The sequence below is a fragment of the Priestia sp. FSL W8-0001 genome, assembly GCF_038050335.1.
GTDB classification, from domain to species: Bacteria; Bacillota; Bacilli; order Bacillales; family Bacillaceae_H; genus Priestia; species Priestia flexa.
Genome location: NZ_JBBPAL010000001.1, coordinates 3,492,756 through 3,510,293, shown reverse-complemented (window position 1 = coordinate 3,510,293; position 17,538 = coordinate 3,492,756). Strand labels below are relative to the sequence as shown.

At 37.0% G+C, this 17,538-nt stretch carries 17 protein-coding genes; 14 read left to right on the top strand and 3 right to left on the bottom strand.

Translation table 11 applies throughout. From position 1 onward, the window contains the following. Positions 1-48: 48 nt before the first annotated feature. Positions 49-1,410 (bottom strand): branched-chain amino acid transport system II carrier protein, encoded by a 1,362-nt coding sequence (gene brnQ, locus MKZ18_RS18470; RefSeq protein ID WP_061785776.1) that lies wholly within the window; start codon positions 1,408-1,410, stop codon positions 49-51. 265 nt (positions 1,411-1,675) lie between these two features. On the opposite strand from brnQ, the gene MKZ18_RS18465 reads away from it, so the two are divergent. From MKZ18_RS18465 to MKZ18_RS18450, 4 genes are all read left to right on the top strand, one after another. Then, on the top strand, positions 1,676-2,818 hold the full coding sequence (locus tag MKZ18_RS18465; RefSeq protein WP_340842078.1) for a cysteine desulfurase family protein: 1,143 nt from the start codon (positions 1,676-1,678) through the stop codon (positions 2,816-2,818). Positions 2,819-2,824: 6 nt separating this feature from the next. Continuing rightward, positions 2,825-4,036, top strand: coding sequence for a tRNA uracil 4-sulfurtransferase ThiI (gene thiI / locus MKZ18_RS18460; protein ID WP_119543251.1), 1,212 nt, complete (start codon positions 2,825-2,827; stop codon positions 4,034-4,036). Positions 4,037-4,131: 95 nt separating this feature from the next. Next, entirely contained in the window at positions 4,132-4,326 is a 195-nt protein-coding gene (locus tag MKZ18_RS18455; protein ID WP_061785773.1) for an alpha/beta-type small acid-soluble spore protein, read from the top strand. A 135-nt stretch (positions 4,327-4,461) separates the two neighbouring features. Continuing rightward, positions 4,462-6,057: an amidohydrolase gene (locus MKZ18_RS18450; RefSeq protein WP_340842080.1), complete on the top strand. Its 1,596-nt coding sequence runs from the start codon at positions 4,462-4,464 to the stop codon at positions 6,055-6,057. A gap of 42 nt (positions 6,058-6,099) precedes the next feature. On the opposite strand, the gene MKZ18_RS18445 is transcribed toward MKZ18_RS18450, so the two are convergent. Then, the gene (locus MKZ18_RS18445; RefSeq protein WP_025908919.1) at positions 6,100-6,900 is read right to left on the bottom strand and encodes an NAD kinase; all 801 of its coding nucleotides are present in this window, start codon (positions 6,898-6,900) and stop codon (positions 6,100-6,102) included. Positions 6,901-7,058: 158 nt separating this feature from the next. Here MKZ18_RS18445 and sppA point away from each other — a divergent pair, with 158 nt between their 5' ends. From sppA to MKZ18_RS18405, 8 genes are all read left to right on the top strand, one after another. Continuing rightward, positions 7,059-8,072, top strand: coding sequence for a signal peptide peptidase SppA (sppA, locus tag MKZ18_RS18440; RefSeq protein WP_061785771.1), 1,014 nt, complete (start codon positions 7,059-7,061; stop codon positions 8,070-8,072). A 13-nt stretch (positions 8,073-8,085) separates the two neighbouring features. Beyond that, on the top strand, positions 8,086-8,589 hold the full coding sequence (locus MKZ18_RS18435; RefSeq protein ID WP_025908921.1) for an RDD family protein: 504 nt from the start codon (positions 8,086-8,088) through the stop codon (positions 8,587-8,589). Positions 8,590-8,677: 88 nt separating this feature from the next. Further along, positions 8,678-9,367, top strand: coding sequence for a DUF2953 domain-containing protein (locus tag MKZ18_RS18430; protein WP_340842084.1), 690 nt, complete (start codon positions 8,678-8,680; stop codon positions 9,365-9,367). 13 nt (positions 9,368-9,380) lie between these two features. Continuing rightward, complete coding sequence (gene ytfJ / locus MKZ18_RS18425) at positions 9,381-9,839, top strand: GerW family sporulation protein (RefSeq protein WP_340842085.1); 459 nt, start codon at positions 9,381-9,383, stop codon at positions 9,837-9,839. A gap of 131 nt (positions 9,840-9,970) precedes the next feature. Then, complete coding sequence (gene tpx / locus MKZ18_RS18420) at positions 9,971-10,471, top strand: thiol peroxidase (RefSeq protein WP_061785770.1); 501 nt, start codon at positions 9,971-9,973, stop codon at positions 10,469-10,471. 161 nt (positions 10,472-10,632) lie between these two features. Beyond that, positions 10,633-11,622 carry a class I SAM-dependent methyltransferase gene (locus MKZ18_RS18415; protein ID WP_078989191.1) on the top strand — a complete coding sequence of 330 codons (990 nt, stop codon included), beginning with the start codon at positions 10,633-10,635 and terminating at the stop codon, positions 11,620-11,622. Positions 11,623-11,822: 200 nt separating this feature from the next. Further along, positions 11,823-13,013, top strand: coding sequence for an acetate kinase (locus tag MKZ18_RS18410; protein WP_025908926.1), 1,191 nt, complete (start codon positions 11,823-11,825; stop codon positions 13,011-13,013). A gap of 120 nt (positions 13,014-13,133) precedes the next feature. Next, positions 13,134-13,982, top strand: a complete 849-nt coding sequence (locus tag MKZ18_RS18405) for an EcsC family protein (protein WP_078989193.1) — start codon at positions 13,134-13,136, stop codon at positions 13,980-13,982. Between the two features lie 266 nt (positions 13,983-14,248). On the opposite strand, the gene MKZ18_RS18400 is transcribed toward MKZ18_RS18405, so the two are convergent. After that, a complete protein-coding gene (locus MKZ18_RS18400) occupies positions 14,249-14,563 on the bottom strand; it encodes a hypothetical protein (RefSeq protein WP_341344589.1) in 315 nt (104 codons plus the stop codon). Positions 14,564-14,877: 314 nt separating this feature from the next. Between MKZ18_RS18400 and MKZ18_RS18395 the strand changes: the two genes are divergently transcribed. Beyond that, positions 14,878-16,086, top strand: coding sequence for an argininosuccinate synthase (locus MKZ18_RS18395; RefSeq protein ID WP_025908929.1), 1,209 nt, complete (start codon positions 14,878-14,880; stop codon positions 16,084-16,086). Beyond that, the gene (gene argH, locus MKZ18_RS18390; RefSeq protein ID WP_025908930.1) at positions 16,083-17,471 is read left to right on the top strand and encodes an argininosuccinate lyase; all 1,389 of its coding nucleotides are present in this window, start codon (positions 16,083-16,085) and stop codon (positions 17,469-17,471) included. The genes MKZ18_RS18395 and argH overlap by 4 nt, the downstream gene beginning before the upstream one ends. Positions 17,472-17,538: the final 67 nt, after the last annotated feature.

Sequence of the window (17,538 nt, the reverse complement as noted above, 5' to 3'; positions counted from 1 at the left end):
AAAAACGTCAGCTTAGTCAGCTGGCGTTTTTTTATAATTGATATGAAATTATGAAGCTTTGCGAGAAGAAGATTCCAAATCTTCGATGTAGCTTCCACGGATTTTACTAATCATATAGCCAATGATACAAGCGATAAGGGTTGGAATTAGCCAGCCCATTCCATCGCTATAAAGCGGTAGGTAATTTGTAAACAGCTTGTCAATACTTGCAATTTTTAAATTAGCAGCATTTAACCCGTCAAAGAGGCTAAAGAAAGAACTTGTAACGACTGCTAATACATATACTTCACGGCCAAATCGCAGTACTGATGCAACTAGAGAAAGGACAATTAAGCTAATTGCAATTGGATAGATAAATGTAAGGATTGGTACGGAAATAGAAATTAACTGTGTTAGCCCTACATTTGCAATAACTGCACTAAATATCGTGAGCACTACTACAAAACCTTTATAAGAAAGTTTTGGAAAGATTCGATTAAAAAAAGAACTACAAGCAGAAATTAAGCCAATTGATGTAGTTAAACATGCAAATGTAATTGCTAGTCCTAAAATAATCGTTCCAAAGCCGCCAAATAGCTCGCGAGCAACAGCTGTTAAAATTGCTCCTCCGTTGGCTTGCATGCCAATAGACTCTACGCTAGATGCACCAATATAAGCTAGTGATACATATACTAAAATCAATCCAATAGCAGCAATAAAACCTGCTTTAATACAAATAGCCGAAAGTTTCTGACTATTTACAATCCCTTTTTCTCGAATACTTGAAATGACAACAATTCCAAACACAAGAGCTGCAATAGCGTCCATTGTTAAATAACCATCAACAAACCCTGCTACAAATGAAGCTGATTCGTACCTTGGTTGTGGAAGTTGAAATTCTCCCATTGGTGTCAGTAAACTTTTTAGAACAAGTATAGCTAAAACTGTTAACAACAGCGGTGTTAAAACCTTACCAATGCGATCTACAATTTTTGTTGGGTTCAATGACAAAAATAACGTAATACCAAAGAAAATAATTGTATAGATCATTAAAGGTACATTACTAGCTAACGCGCTATCAGATAAGAAAGGTGTAACACCAATTTCAAACGCTACGGTATCTGTTCTTGGAATACCAAAAAAAGGTCCAATTGCTAGATATAAAACAATTGTAAAAAATATTCCGAAAATAGGATGTACTCTGTTTGCTATTTTTGTAAAATCTCCATTGGTTTTAGATATGGCGATGATTCCTAGTAACGGCAATCCAACACCCGTTATCAAAAAGCCAACTGTTGCGCTCCATGTATTTACCCCTGCTTGTTGTCCTAACGAGGGAGGGAAAATCATATTACCTGCACCAAAAAATAGGGCAAAAAGCATTAAACCAATAGCTAATGTCTCTTTGCGAGTCAATGCTTCTTTTTTCATAATGCCTCCTATGTTTTATAGAAATAGTATAAAGTTTCTGATACATACTATCATACTTCATAAAAAAAATGTCGAAAATTTTAAAAATCTAAATATTCAGTTTAATATTTCGGACAGTTATTATATTATTTAAGCTTTCCTTTTAGAAAAGTAATTAAGAGTATTATTTGTTTCATTTGGATAAATAAACAACATCATTTAAAAAATAATGAAGGTATGCTAAGATAAAAAGTTGTTTCTAAATATTCTTAAAGGGGCGTGCACATTGATTTACTTAGATAATAGTGCTACTACTAAGCCTTACGATGAAGTTATTCAATCTTTTACAAAGGTTGCTACGACATATTATGGAAATCCTTCTTCACTCCATCAGTTTGGTGTACAAGCTGAAAATCTTATGACAAAGTCAAGAGAGCAAGTAGGGCAATTACTACATGTATCACCTAAAGAAATTATTTTTACATCTGGAGGTACGGAAGGAAATAACATGGCGATAAAAGGTACAGCCATGAAATATAGAAATAGAGGCCGTCATATTATCACAACGGCTATTGAACATGACTCCGTTCATGAACCTTTTAAACAATTACAAGAGCTTGGTTTTGATGTAACATATTTACCTGTTTCTAGAGAAGGGTTTGTGGATCCTCATGATCTTAAAGATGCAATTACAGCTGAAACTATTTTAGTTTCAATCATGCATGTTAATAATGAAATTGGAACAATTCAACCTATTGAGGAAATTGGGAAAATACTGAAGGAGTATCCAACCGTTTTATATCACGTAGATCACGTTCAAGGGATTGGAAAAGTCCCTCTTTCATTGCGAGGTGCTCATATTGATTTATGCACAATATCAGGTCATAAAATTCATGGTTTAAAAGGAACAGGTATTTTGTATATAAGCCAAGGGGTTGAGCTTTCACCATTAATTAGTGGAGGGGCTCAAGAGTTGCAGAAACGCTCTGGAACTGAAAATGTGCCGGGAGTTGTCTCGTTAGCAAAAGCAATGCGTTTAACCATGGAACATGCGTCGAAAAATAGTAATAAAATGAAAAAGATGCAGAGTGAACTGAAGTCCCAATTGGAAAAGCATGAGCGTATTATCATGAACACCCCAGCTGAAGGAGCCGCTCCTCACATCTTAAATTTTACAGTAAAAGGAATCAAAGGTGAAGTATTCGTTCATGCTCTAGAGGAAAAGGGTGTTTTTGTATCTACGACATCAGCGTGTTCTTCTAAGCGTCAAAAGCCTAGTAAAACATTATTAGGAATGGGGAAAAGTTACGAAGAAGCTGATCAGTCAATTCGTATTAGCCTATCTCATTTTAATGATTTTAATGAAATAACGCCAACAGTTAATGCAATCTTCACAGTAATTGAAGAACTAAAAAAAGTAATGGGGTAAAAATAAATGATTTATAACCATATATTAATTCGCTACGGAGAAATCTCAACTAAAGGACAAAACCGAAAGAAATTTGTTGCTCAGCTACGTCAAAATATTGCTCATGCCTTAACTCAATTTTCTAATGTGGATATTAAATATACAAGAGATCGTATGTACATCCATTTAAATGGAGAAAATCATGAGCCGATTGTAGAACTTCTTCAAGAAGTTTTCGGTATTCAGAGCTTTAGCTTAGCTTTAAAAGTAGAAAATGAACTAGAAGCCATTCAAGAAGCTGCGTTAAAAGCGATGCAAGAGTTTGATGTAGAGAATAGAACATTCAAAGTATCAACACGTCGTGCGTATAAAGAATTTCCACTTGATACCAGTGAGCTTAACTATGCAGTTGGTAGTCACATTTTGCGAAATACAACAAATTTGAAAGTAGATGTGCGTAATCCTGATGTAAATGTAAGGGTAGAAGTTCGTCGTGAAGCAACGTACATTACGTGTTTTGACTATCAAGGAGCTGGAGGGCTTCCAGTAGGTACAAGCGGACGCGCAATGCTTATGCTATCAGGTGGAATTGATAGCCCTGTTGCAGGTTACCTAGCGATGAAAAGAGGTCTGGAGATTGAAGCAGTTCATTTCTATAGCCCACCGTTTACAAGCGAACGCTCTAAGCAAAAAGTAATTGATCTTGCTCAAAAGCTTACGAAATATCATGCCAATATTAAGCTTCATATCGTGCCGTTTACAGCTGTTCAGCAAGCTATTCAAAAACAGATTCCAGAAAACTATACGATGACATCTACAAGAAGAATGATGCTTCGTATTACGGATTTATTGCGTGCTCAGAGAGAATCTTTAGCGATTGTAACAGGAGATAGTTTGGGACAGGTTGCTAGCCAAACGGTTGAAAGTATGTATGCAATTAATGAAGTGACAAACACGCCAATCTTACGACCACTTGTCACAATGGACAAAACGGATATTATTAAAATTGCTCAGCGAATTGATACGCATGAGATTTCGAATCGTCCTTATGAAGACTGTTGTACAATTTTTACGCCAAGCGCACCAAAAACAAAGCCGAAACGTGAAAAAGTAAATCGATACGAAGAATTTTATGATTTTGATACGCTTATAAAAGAAGCAGTTCAAAATACAGAAACCCTTGAAATAAAGGCGTTGGAGCCACAAAATCTACTTGGAAATGACGACGATTTATTTTAAAAAATAAAAAGATAAAAATTACCAAAAAAAAAATGTATGGAGCCATGTGTTTTGACACACTCTATATTCAACAAGCAACGAGGAGGTGAAAACACATGCCAAACACAAACAAATTAGTAGCTCCTGGTTCAGCAGCTGCTATCGACCAAATGAAATACGAAATCGCTTCTGAATTCGGTGTAAACCTTGGACCAGAAGCAACATCTCGCGCTAACGGTTCTGTTGGTGGCGAAATCACTAAACGTTTAGTTCAAATGGCTGAACAACAACTTGGTGGTAGCTACAAATAAGTCATATTAACTGAATAATGATGGCTAAAGAAGAGTGAGGGAAACCTCACTCTTTTCGTTTTGGTGATTTTCTTTCACCATTTGTGGCAAAGCTTTATACTAAATGTAAAGTACGTTTGGGAAAGGGAGAGAGAGATGGGAACATTGTTTTACGGTGGAAAAATTTATACAATGGCTCAAGAAGGAGAATGGGTAGAGAGTGTTTTTGTAGAAAATGGGATGATTGAAGACCTTGGTTTCGAACGTGACGTCAGAAATGCACAACAAAAAAATACTCAAAACGAAGTAAACTTAGATGGCAGCGTCATGTATCCCGGTTTTGTTGATAGTCATTTACATTTAATTGGACACGGAGAAAAACTGCTTCGTTTAGACTTATCCCAAGCATCTTCTGCCAGTGAGGTATTGAAATTAGTTCAGGAAAAGGTTAAGCACACGCCACCAGGGGAATGGATTATTGGAGAAGGATGGGATGAGAATCAGTGGGATGATCGAGAACTACTTCATTATCGAGATTTAGATTCTCTTACGGACCAACATCCAATTGTTCTTAAACGTGTTTGTAGACATGGGTTGCTTGCTAATGGCAAAGCGTTAACGATAGCAAAAATCTCTAAAGGCACTGAATCACCAGAGGGAGGCGCCATTCAAGTTGATGAGCTGGGAATGCCAACGGGCTTTTTAGCAGATCAAGCACAGGAACTGGTAACCAAGCATATTCCAGTTGTATCAGAAGCTTATTTAGAAAAAGCTTTGCAGGTTTCAATTAAAGATTGTGTTCAATACGGACTAACGGGCGTACATACGGAAGATTTAAATTATTATGGTGGTTTTACACGAACATACCAAGCGTTTAAAAAAGTAATAGAGGATCAAAGAAATTTATTTCGCTGTAACTTACTTGTTCATCATGGGGTTGTAGAATCAATGGACGAATATGTGAAACAGCAGTCTACCCACTCTGCATTTTTAGAATTTGGTGCGATGAAAATTTTTGCTGATGGTTCATTAGGTAGTCAATCTGCCCTGCTTAGCTTTCCATATAAAAGTGATCCATCAACAAACGGGCTAGCTATTCAGAGCCTACCAGAGCTTAAACAGCTTGTTCGAAAGGCGAGAGAGCTTAGCAGACCTGTAGCTATTCATGCTATCGGTGATTTAGCTTTTGAATACGTATTAGATAGCATTGAGCAATATCCACCTAGTGAAAAGGTTCGAGATCGTATTATTCATGCACAAATCTTAAGGAAAGATTTGATTGAAAGAACGAAGCGTTTACCTGTTGTATTAGACATTCAACCGCGCTTTTTAGCAAGTGACTTTCCGTGGGTAATTGATAGGATAGGTGAGGAAAACTTAAAATATTGCTATGCATGGAAGACTCTATTAGATAACAGCATTATGTGTGCGGGAGGCTCGGATGCACCTATAGAGCCAATTAACCCACTGCTAGGAATACACGCAGCCGTAACGCGCAAAGTAGGGGTAGGCGACTTACCTGAATATATGCCAAAAGAAAAGTTAACGATGTTTCAAGCCATTCAGCTATTTACATTAGGAAGTGCCCAAGCAACTAGCCAAGAACATATAAAAGGAAAGATTAAAAAAGGATACATTGGCGACTTTACGGTGTTTAAAAAGGACTTATTTGAGATAAACGTGGATGAGCTACTTGAAGTGCAAGTACATTTCACCATTATAAATGGTGAGATTGTTTATCAGTGTTCATAAAGAAAGAGGTGTGCTGTAAAGCACGCCTCTTTAAAATAGTACTTATAAGAATGTACGCTGTACGCGTTGCCAAAATGAATTATCTTTTAATTTTACAGTTTTAACTTGGCGATCACTTAGACGAACTTGGATTTGATCTACGTGTTTTGTACTGATTGCTTCGTTATCTAAGCCGATAACAGGGTAATGGCTGTTATCGTTTGAGAGCTTTAGGGTTAACGTGTGCTCATTGCTTAAAATAAAAGAAGATCCAAGCGTACGATAATTGTTATTGTTTAAAGATGCAAGTTCGCTGATTTGTATACACGGTAAAAGTGGATCAACGACGGCACCGTTAACTGATTTATTATAAGCTGTACTTCCTGTTGGTGTCGAAATAACCATACCATCGCCACGGAATGTCTCAAAATGATTCTCGTTAATAAATACGTCCATTGTAAACGTTTTTATTAATGCGGATCGCACAAGACATTCATTTAATGAATGGAATGTCGTCTCTTGATCAATGGTTGTTTCTAATACGGGAAAGCGCCTTACCTCAATATTTTCGGAAGTGATAGCGTCAATCATTTTTTCTTTTTCATTAATATGGAAATCACAGTAGAAGTTTAGCTGCTCGGATGTTGCTACCCCTGCATACAAGCAGTCATCTCTAAAACCTGTTTGACGGACAGCCTGTAAAAAAGCACCGTCATCTCCAATGCTTACAATAATATTTGCCTCTTTCGATTGCTCTACTACCGTAAAATCATACTTAACCGCTAACTCTTGTAAAGGTTTTACTGCGGCATTTGTTTCTTTATTTCTAGGATGAAAGAAATAAACATTACGACGATTTGACATATGTAGTTCCCCCTTGTTTCCCCGTCTTTGATGTAAAAAAATAGTATAAAAGTAAACTTTATTACAAAAGTTTGTTACAATAATTATATCACTATTAAAACATAAATTGAAAGATTATTCTTTCAATTTGTAATCAGGATTAATTTAGGAGGGTTTTCATGAATACGAAAAGGTGGGTAGCACTCGCCATCGCAGTTGGTGTATTTATTATTTCAATACTAGTAAACACAGTTTCAACTTTTATTTTTGCTAGTGATGAGGAAACGGGCGTTGCTGGGTTCTTTGGCGGAAGTGCTAGCGAGCTAACTGAAATGGTTATTGAAGAGGGTGCGTCTCTTAATAAGATTGCTGTTTTAGAAGTAAACGGAACGATTCAAGATACAGGAGATAGTACATCAGTATTTTCGCAAGGTGGCTATAATCACGAGCTGTTTTTAGAACAACTTGATGCAGCTAAAGATGATGACATGGTCAAAGGAATTATCATAAAGGTTAATTCACCAGGGGGTGGAGTAGTAGAAAGCGCTCAAATACATAAAAAAATGGAAGAGATTCAAGCTGATACGAAAAAACCTATCTATATTTCAATGGGCTCAATGGCTGCATCTGGTGGATATTACATCTCGACATCAGCTGATAAAATTTATGCAACTCCAGATACGTTAACAGGTTCACTCGGTGTTATTATGCAAAGCGTAAACTACGGAGAACTCGCTGAGCGTCTTGGAGTAAAAGACGTGACAATAAAAAGTGGTGAGCATAAGGACATTATGTCACCTACGAGAGATATGACTGAAGAAGAGCGTCAAATTATGCAAAAGCTTATTGATAACTCATACAGTGGCTTTGTTGATGTCATCTCGAAAGGGCGCGACTTATCTGAAAGTAAGGTGCGTGAAATTGCTGATGGGCGAATCTATGATGGTCGCCAAGCAAAAGAGTTAAAATTAGTTGATGAGCTAGGGTTCTTTGAAGACAGCTTAGTAGATATGAAAAAGCAGTATAAGCTAAAAGATGCTCAGGTTATTGAATACGAATCAGGCTTTGGCTTCCCTTCATGGCTATCCATGAGCATGAACAAGATGATGGGAAGTGACCAGCAGCTATCTTCTGTTTTGAAATCATTAGCTGAGCCAAATTCCCCTCGTATGATGTATCTATATCAAGAATAGAGGTGGATGAATAATGGAAAATAACTCATATGATAAAGAAGTAGCGGGTGTTGAACATTCATCACCTTTAGAAGATAGAGTAGTAAACCCTTCTGTAGTTGAAAATCGATATGCTGGGTTTTGGATGCGTTTTTGGGCATACCTCCTTGATATCATTGTAGTGGGAAGTATAAATGGTATTATTGTAAAACCAATTTTTAAAGCATTTGATTTTGCTCAAGTTGATCAATTATTTTCACCGTTTTGGTTCATTACAGCACTGACGTTTTATGGCTATTTCATTTTAATGACCAAGTTCTTTGGTCAAACATTAGGAAAGATGGTTTTTGGCTTAAAGGTAGTCTCATTAAATGGAACGCCGCTTAGCTGGTCAGTCGTTTTGTTCCGAGAAGGAATTGGACGTTATATTTCAAAAACGGTTCTATTTATCGGTTATATCATCGTTGCCTTTTTACCTAAAAAGCAAGGTGCACATGACTATTTTGCAGAAACTGCAGTAGTGCATGAAATAAAATAATATAGAAGGCCTCTACTCGTTGAGTGGGGGCCTTTCTTGTTAGGTTTAACTTCATGATATATGGGACATAATGGAAGGGGAAAAAGGAGTGAAGAAAGTGATATGGGTGTCATGGATTATCGCAATACTACTTGTCCTTGTGTTTATAGTGATAGTTACGAAGATTACGGTATATATTGACTTACGACATGCCAAGGATAACGATTATTATCGCGTGACGTTTATGGCGTGGTTTAAGCTCATTCGCTATACATATGAAATACCAGTGGTAAAGGTTCAAAAAGACTCCAATACCCTGCTTGTCGAAGAAAAAAGCGGAGCGGGAGAAAATACAAATAAAGATAAATGGAAAGACTACTCCATGGAAGACGGTCTCAATCTTCTGGAAGATGCAAAGCAATTTTTAGAACATGTTGTTGGCCTTCATACCATTATTCGGAAGTTTTTAAGTCATATAGCAGTGAGAAATTTAAAATGGCATACACGAGTAGGTCTAGGTGACACTGCTCTCAGCGCTATTTTAGTGGGTGTTGTATGGTCTGCAAAAAGTGGTTTTGTTCATCTGCTTGATCAATACATGAGGCTAAAAGATCCTCCTAGGATGACGGTAGTGCCAGCCTTTCAAAAGATGTGGTGTGAAACCATCTTTCAATGCATAATTTCATTCCGATTAGGACAAGCTATATTAGTAGGTTTACGTTTAGTTAAGCACTGGCGCAAGATGCCTCGCTTTTATAAGCCTGAAAGCGAAAGCAAAGCGCATTCTGTTAAAACATAAGGAGGTTACTTGAATGGGAGAACATCCAATTAAGAGTCTAATGTCTACAGCAATGGAAAATTTAAAAGAAATGATTGACGTCAATACAATCATCGGAGACCCAGTAGAAACACCGGATGGAAGCGTTATTTTAACGGTATCAAAGGTAGGGTTTGGTTTTGCAGCAGGAGGAAGTGAATTTAATGGAGAAGGACACAAGTCATCTTCACAACAAGGTGGTCAATCAGCTGATTCGAGTCATCCCTTTGGTGGAGGAAGTGGTGGAGGAGTATCGATTACGCCAATTGCTTTCTTGATTGTTAGCTCAGCTGGAATTAAAATGCTTCATTTAAATGAAAGCACGCACTTATACGAGAAGATCCTAGACACTGCACCTCAAGCAATCGAACGCATGCAGCATATGTTTAAAAAAAATCGTCATGACCAAGAAAATCATGACCGCAATGATAGTCATGGTTCATTTAATCTATAAGCTACAAGCTCTCGTTACATGATTATAAAAACGAGGGCTTTTTTATATGGGGAAAACGCATTTAATTGCAATCTTTTTACATAGGCGCTAATATGAAGGATGTACATATTTATTTAGGGGAGGAATCATTCGTGACAACAGTTAAGTTTAAAGGTAACGATGTAACACTACTAGGGAATCAAGTAAAGGTAGGAGACAAAGCGCCTAATTTTACGGTTCTTGCAAACGATTTGTCAGAAGTAACGTTAGATGACACAAAAGGTTCAGTGCGTCTAATTAGTGTAGTTCCTTCTATTGATACAGGTGTTTGTGATGCACAAACACGCCGCTTCAATGAAGAAGCATCAAAGCTAGACAATGTGAAAGTATTAACAGTAAGCGTTGATTTGCCGTTTGCACAAAAGCGCTGGTGCGGTTCAAATGGTATTGAAAACGTACAAACTGTATCTGATCACCGCGATTTATCTTTTGGTGAAGCATTTGGCGTAGCTATCAAAGAACTACGTTTATTAGCTCGTTCTGTATTTGTGGTAAACTCAAACGACGAAGTAACATACGTTGAGTATTTACCAGAAGTTACGGATCATCCAAACTATGAAGCAGCAATCGAAGCAGCAAAAGCAGCTAAGTAATTGCACATGTTTTAGACAAAGAAGGCGGAAAACATTGTTTTTCGCCTTCTTTGTGTGGCATGAACTATTTGTGATAAAATAAAATTCTTTGTTAGAGTTCTATATAAAGCGTTGTAATGAAAAATAGATTAATAAATGGAAATGTTCAAGGAGGAATAGATGTGAGCGAGTTATCAAAAATGGAGCAGCTGTTTAAGGTTATTGACCAGAGTGCAGTCATTTTACGAAAAGAGCTAAACTGCTTATATTTAGAAGCAGTTGCTGAAACAGGTGAAAATTTATTTCAAGAAGACATCTTACAAGATGAATTAGATGAAGTAACGAAAAAAAGGTTACAAAAAGAATATAGTTCTGTAAAACTGAATCAATTTGAGCAAGAGACAATTCGAAAAGCATATCAATTAGCGGTTTTAAAAGGAATGAAAGAAGCGATTCAGCCAAATCATCAAATGACACCTGATGCGGTAGGGTTATTTATGGGTTATGTCGTTGGTAAGTTTATGGAAGGGAATCAGAGCTATACGATACTAGATCCAGCAGTAGGAGCAGGGAATTTAATTACGACGATTTTAAATATGCATTCACATTCAATTGAACAAGTGTATGGCGTTGATATTGACGACTTATTGCTTCAGTTAACCTATGTAAATGCAAACCTTCAAAAGCACGGTGTAGAGTTATTTCATCAAGATAGTTTACAGCCGCTATTTATTGATCCTGTTGACCTTGTGATTTGTGATTTACCGGTAGGCTATTATCCAAATGATGAAGGTGCTGCCCAATATAAAGTAAAGTCAGAAGAAGGGCATACGTATGCTCATCATTTATTTATTGAAAAAAGCTTAAACCACGTTAAACCAGGTGGATATGTAGTCACGCTGATTCCAAACAATCTATTTGATTCTGAGCAATCTCATCTTCTACAGGCGTTGCTAAAAGAAGAAGCGATTGTACAAGCAATCATTCAGCTTCCGTTATCGATGTTTAAGCAGAAAGAAGCAGCAAAAAGCATTCTGGTTTTACAGAAAAAGGGTGAGGGGGTAACTCCACCAGAGAACGCACTTCTTGTAAATTTACCAAAGTTTAGTAACAAGCAAGGCATGAACGATATTATGAGTCAAATGAATGAATGGTTTAAATTGAATAAATAATTTATCTTTTTAGAAAATAATGATTTTTTTATGATGGCGCTTTTAATCGTGCATAGCCCTTGAAATCTATAGTGGTGAATGATTAAATGAATAAGGATAGAATTTGTGTCGAAATGCATAGAATATTGTAGAGAATATCGTTTTGTACTTTTTCGTCAAGTTCATAATGCACGTATATAAAAAGGAGCTGTTTTTAGTATATGTCAAAAATTATTGCAATTAATGCTGGTAGCTCATCTTTAAAGTTCCAGCTGTTTGAAATGCCAAGCGAAGCTGTTTTAACAAAAGGTTTAGTAGAGCGTATCGGTTTAGACGATGCTGTTTTCACTATTTCAGTAAATGGTGAAAAACAAACAGAAGTAAGAGAAATTCCAGACCACTCTGTAGCAGTTCAAATCTTAGTAGACAAGCTATTGTCTCAAGGTATTATTGAGTCATACGATGAGATTACAGGCGTTGGACACCGCGTTGTTCACGGTGGAGAGAAGTTTGCTGATTCTGTGTTAATTACGGATAAAACACTAGCTGAAATTGAAGCATTATCAGATTTAGCACCTCTTCATAACCCAGCTAACGTTGTTGGTATTAAAGCATTCCAAGCAATCTTACCAAACATTCCGGCAGTTGCAGTGTTCGATACGGCATTCCATCAAACAATGCCTGAAAAATCATTCTTATACAGCTTACCGTATGAATACTATGAAGACTATGGTGTTCGTAAATACGGTTTCCACGGTACATCACATAAATATGTATCAGAGCGTGCAGCTGAACTATTAGGTCGTCCAGTTGAACAACTACGTTTAATTTCTTGTCATTTAGGTAACGGTGCAAGTATCGCAGCAATCGAAGGTGGAAAATCAATTGATACATCAATGGGCTTCACGCCGTTAGCTGGTGTAGCAATGGGAACTCGTTCTGGTAACATTGACCCTGCGTTAATTCCATTCATCATGGAGAAAACAGGAAAAACTGCAGACGAAGTGCTAAATGTGTTGAATAAAGAAAGTGGTTTACTTGGTATATCAGGTATCTCAAGTGACTTACGTGACTTAATTAAAGCAAGTGGCGAAGGAAACGACCGCGCAGAAACAGCTCTTGAAGTGTTTGCTGGTCGTATTCATAAGTACATTGGCTCTTATGCAGCTCGTATGTCTGGTGTAGATGCAATTATCTTCACTGCAGGTATCGGTGAGAACAGTGATGTTGTACGTGCTCGTGTACTTCGTGGCTTAGAATTTATGGGCGTATATTGGGACCCAGCATTAAACGGTGTTCAAGGAGAAGAAGCGTTTATTAGCTATCCTCACTCTCCAGTAAAGGTTCTTGTCATTCCGACAAATGAAGAAGTAATGATTGCTCGCGACGTAGTTCGCTTAGCAAATATTTAATAGCATGTAAAAAGCTAGCGTCTTTCGCTAGCTTTTTTTGTTTTATGAAAATAGGTGTCTTTTTAAACATTTGTTATAATGGAAACAAATTCTATTACTTATCTTTGAAGGAGTGAAAGCATGAGTCTAACCAATCGAGAAGAGCAGTTGCTACACGAAATTCGGGAGTGGGAACAAACATTGGATGAATATGATCAAAGTCAGATTGAGATTACATATGATGAATGGTTACATAAAGCAGTTGGCCTTGTACCTGAGCATATTTTACAAGAGTATTTAGCGAAAACAGATGATTTTATGTTTCATTTTACATCCTTTATTCAAAATACGGATATTCAGATACAAGCTGAAAAACAGATTATTAATACAGCACGCGTATTTCAACCAGATATTACAGATATACCAGAACTTCAATCACTACAAATTGATCAACTATCTTACATTTGTGATCAACAGCTAGCAAAACAGAGGCTTTATGCATTGGGACAAGGGGCTTTATCTGGTACGGGGAAAGCTCTACTAGTAGGTACAGATATTCCAGCTTTGTTATTTATTAATTTACAATCGATTCAAAAAGCAGCCATGAGCTACGGTTATAATATCCATACACCGTTTGAACTTATGATGACGTTAAAAGTATTTCATACGGCTTTGCTGCCACCTGAATTGCAAAAGACAGGGTGGCTTGAATTGACAGAGGAAATCGAACATGGTGTCGACCCTTATTTTTATGAAGGTAGAGATCAGGTGGTAACTGAGTCGCTTGTTTATAAAGCTGTTGCTCAGATTGTTAAAAGCTTTCTTATAGTCATCTTAAAGCGTAAGGCATACGGTCGTATTCCTTTGCTTGGTATGGCAATTGGTGGAGGAATGAACTATACATTTACAAAGCAAGTAACAGATTATGCGAAGCGATTTTATCAATATCGTCTTTTAATAGAAAAAGTAAATAACGAGGCTGGGATATAACTACATGATTCCTTCTCAAAGACGAATCATGACATGACGTTTCGAAACGAGTGAGGTTGGAAAAACACGTTCGTTCCATTGTCGCACTTTCCGCGGGGAGGAATCTGAGCCTCCTCGCTGCGCTGTGGGGTCTCAGCCTTTCCTCTAGTTCCCGCAGGAGTCGCGTGTCTTACGCCCCATTCCACTCTTTTTTAAACTTATTTTCCGCACCAACAAAAAACCCGAACGGTTGAGAGTTAACTGAAACACTTATGTCTCGACCTTATTTACAAATGAGTTTTGGCAGATATATCTTGGTCCGTACGATACCAAATCCACAAATCATTAATAATAGAGGCTAATTCAGCAATTTCCTCATTTAATTGGCAAGACTTCTGAAAATTATCTTCTTCTTCTAAAGTAGCCTGCTTGTTATTAATTTTCCTTTCAATTTCTGCAATTCGATCAGGAATCAAACCTCTAATTTCTTCCCACTGAATTAAAATTTCTTCTTGTAGTGCGGGAGTATATTCATTCCATGAATGTGCTAGTACAGGAATAGAAATACCAAGCCTTTTATTATATAAAAACATATTTTGCATAAATAAACGCCTCACTTGCATATGAAATCTTTGCATTAATGCTCTTTTTGTTTTGTGAATAAGAACTTATGCTGTTTATGATAAAGGAAATAATAAGAAAAATCATGTGTTTTATCACTTTATATATGCAGTTTTATTTTATGATAAGAGTATATTTATCGTATAAAACAAGGTTTTTGAAAAAGTATTTGTGAATTTATATACTTTTTTGTGAATAAGTATTGAAAAAACCAAATAAAGTTGTTAAAGTAATAGTAGATTAAATGAATAAAAATTTATTGAGATGTATTTATATATATTAGGAGGAAATGTTGATGAGTAATCCGAAAATTGTTCTTGCATATTCAGGTGGTTTAGATACTTCAGTTGCTATTAAATGGTTACAGGAAAAAGGTTATGATGTTGTTGCTTGTTGTTTAGATGTAGGTGAAGGAAAAGATTTAAACTTTATTAAAGAAAAAGCTATTACAGTTGGAGCGGTAGCATCACACGTGATTGATGCCAAAGAAGAGTATGCAAATATTTATGCATTAGCTGCTCTGCAAGCTCACACATTATATGAAGGCAAATATCCATTAGTATCTGCGTTATCAAGACCGCTAATTGCAAAGAAGCTTGTTGAAGTCGCAGAGAAAGAAAATGCAGTAGCTGTGGCCCATGGTTGTACAGGAAAAGGAAATGACCAAGTTCGTTTTGAAGTTTCAATCAAAGCTTTAAACCCAGATCTAGAAGTTGTTGCACCGGTACGTGATTGGAAATGGTCTCGTGAAGAAGAAATTGAATATGCGAAGCAGCATAATATTCCAATTCCAGTTAACTTAGACAGCCCGTTTTCAATTGATCAAAATTTATGGGGAAGAAGTAACGAGTGTGGTGTTCTAGAAGATCCTTGGGCTGCTCCACCGGAAGAAGCTTACGACTTAACTGTTGCATTAGAAGATACGCCGGATACTCCTGAAACGGTTGAAATTGAATTTGTTCAAGGTGTACCTGTTTCATTAAATGGCCAATCTTATACGTTAGCTCAGCTTATTCTTGAACTGAACGATATTGCTGGAAAGCACGGAGTTGGACGTATCGACCACGTAGAAAATCGTTTAGTTGGAATTAAGTCACGTGAAGTATATGAGTGTCCAGCTGCGATGACTCTTATCAAAGCGCATAAGGAATTAGAAGATCTAACACTTGTAAAAGAAGTGGCACATTTCAAACCAATTATTGAGAAAAAGTTAACGGAAGTTATTTATGAAGGACTTTGGTTCTCACCTTTAACAAATTCACTGTTAGCATTCTTAAAGGATACGCAACAATATGTAAACGGAACGGTACGTGTAAAGCTGTTTAAAGGTCATGCGATTGTTGAAGGCCGTAAGTCTCCAAACTCTCTATATAACGAAAAACTTGCTACGTACACAAAAGAAGATGAATTTGACCATAACGCAGCAGTAGGATTTATCTCTTTATGGGGACTTCCAACAAAAGTTAGCAGCATGGTGAATACTAAGAAGGTGACGACAGTATGACCAAATTATGGGGAGGACGTTTTACGAAACGTCCTGAACAATGGATTGATGAATTTGGGGCATCCATTTCATTCGACCAACATTTAGTAGAAGAAGATATTGAAGGTAGCTTAGCTCATGTATCTATGCTAGAAAAATGCAAAATTCTTTCTAGTGAAGAAGCGAATCAAATTAAAGCAGGGTTACAAACCCTGCTTCAAAAAGCAAAAAATAAAGAGCTTATGTTTTCTGCTCAGTACGAAGACATTCATTTGAATCTAGAAAAGCTCTTAATCGATGAAATTGGTCCTGTAGGTGGAAAACTGCATACAGGCAGAAGCCGTAATGACCAAGTTGCAACTGATATGCACTTATATTTAAAGAAGCATGTGCAGCAAATCATCCAACTGACAAAGCATTTACAGCATGTGTTAGTTGAAAAAGCTGATCAGCATGTTGAAACAATCTTTCCTGGCTACACGCATCTACAAAGAGCGCAGCCTGTATCGTTTGCTCATCACTTACTAGCGTATGTATCAATGTTTAAGCGTGATACTGAGCGATTTGAAGAATCGTTAAAGCGCATTGATATCTCTCCCCTAGGAGCAGGAGCACTTGCTGGTACAACGTTCCCAATTGATCGTTACTATAGCGCTGAGCTGTTGGGCTTTGCTGATATTTATCAAAATAGTATGGATGCAGTAAGTGATCGCGACTTTATTTTAGAATTTTTGAGCAATAGCTCAATTTTGATGATGCACTTATCTCGTTTCTGCGAAGAGTTAATTTTATGGTCGAGTCAAGAATTCCAGTTTATTGAAATGGATGACACATATGCTACAGGAAGCAGTATTATGCCACAAAAGAAAAACCCTGATATGGCTGAGCTAATCCGTGGAAAAACAGGAAGAGTCTATGGACATCTCTTTAGCTTGTTAACAGTGTTGAAAGGTACGCCTCTAACATACAACAAAGATTTACAAGAAGACAAAGAGGGTATGTTTGATACAGTTACAACGATTGAGGGTTGCTTGACAATCTTTGCTGGAATGATTGAAACAATGACTGTTAAAACAGACGTCATGGAATCATCAACTAAAAAAGACTTTTCAAATGCAACGGAATTAGCAGACTACCTTGCTTCAAAAGGGATGCCGTTCCGTCAGGCTCATGAAGTTGTAGGTAAGCTTGTTCTAGAGTGCATTCAGCAAGGTATGTATCTAATGGATTTACCGTTAGAAAATTACCAAGCGGCAAGCGATTTATTTGAAGAGGATATCTATCACGTACTTGATCCAAAAACTGCGGTTAATCGTCGTAATAGTGCGGGTGGTACAGGTTTCGATCAGGTAAGACAAGCAATCTTAAAAGTTAAAGAGGATTTGAAGCAAGAAGTTAATGCATAAAAAATGCGCACTCACTGAAGTGCGCATTTTTTATGCTTATTTTTTGTGAAAGTGTACAGAGTCATAA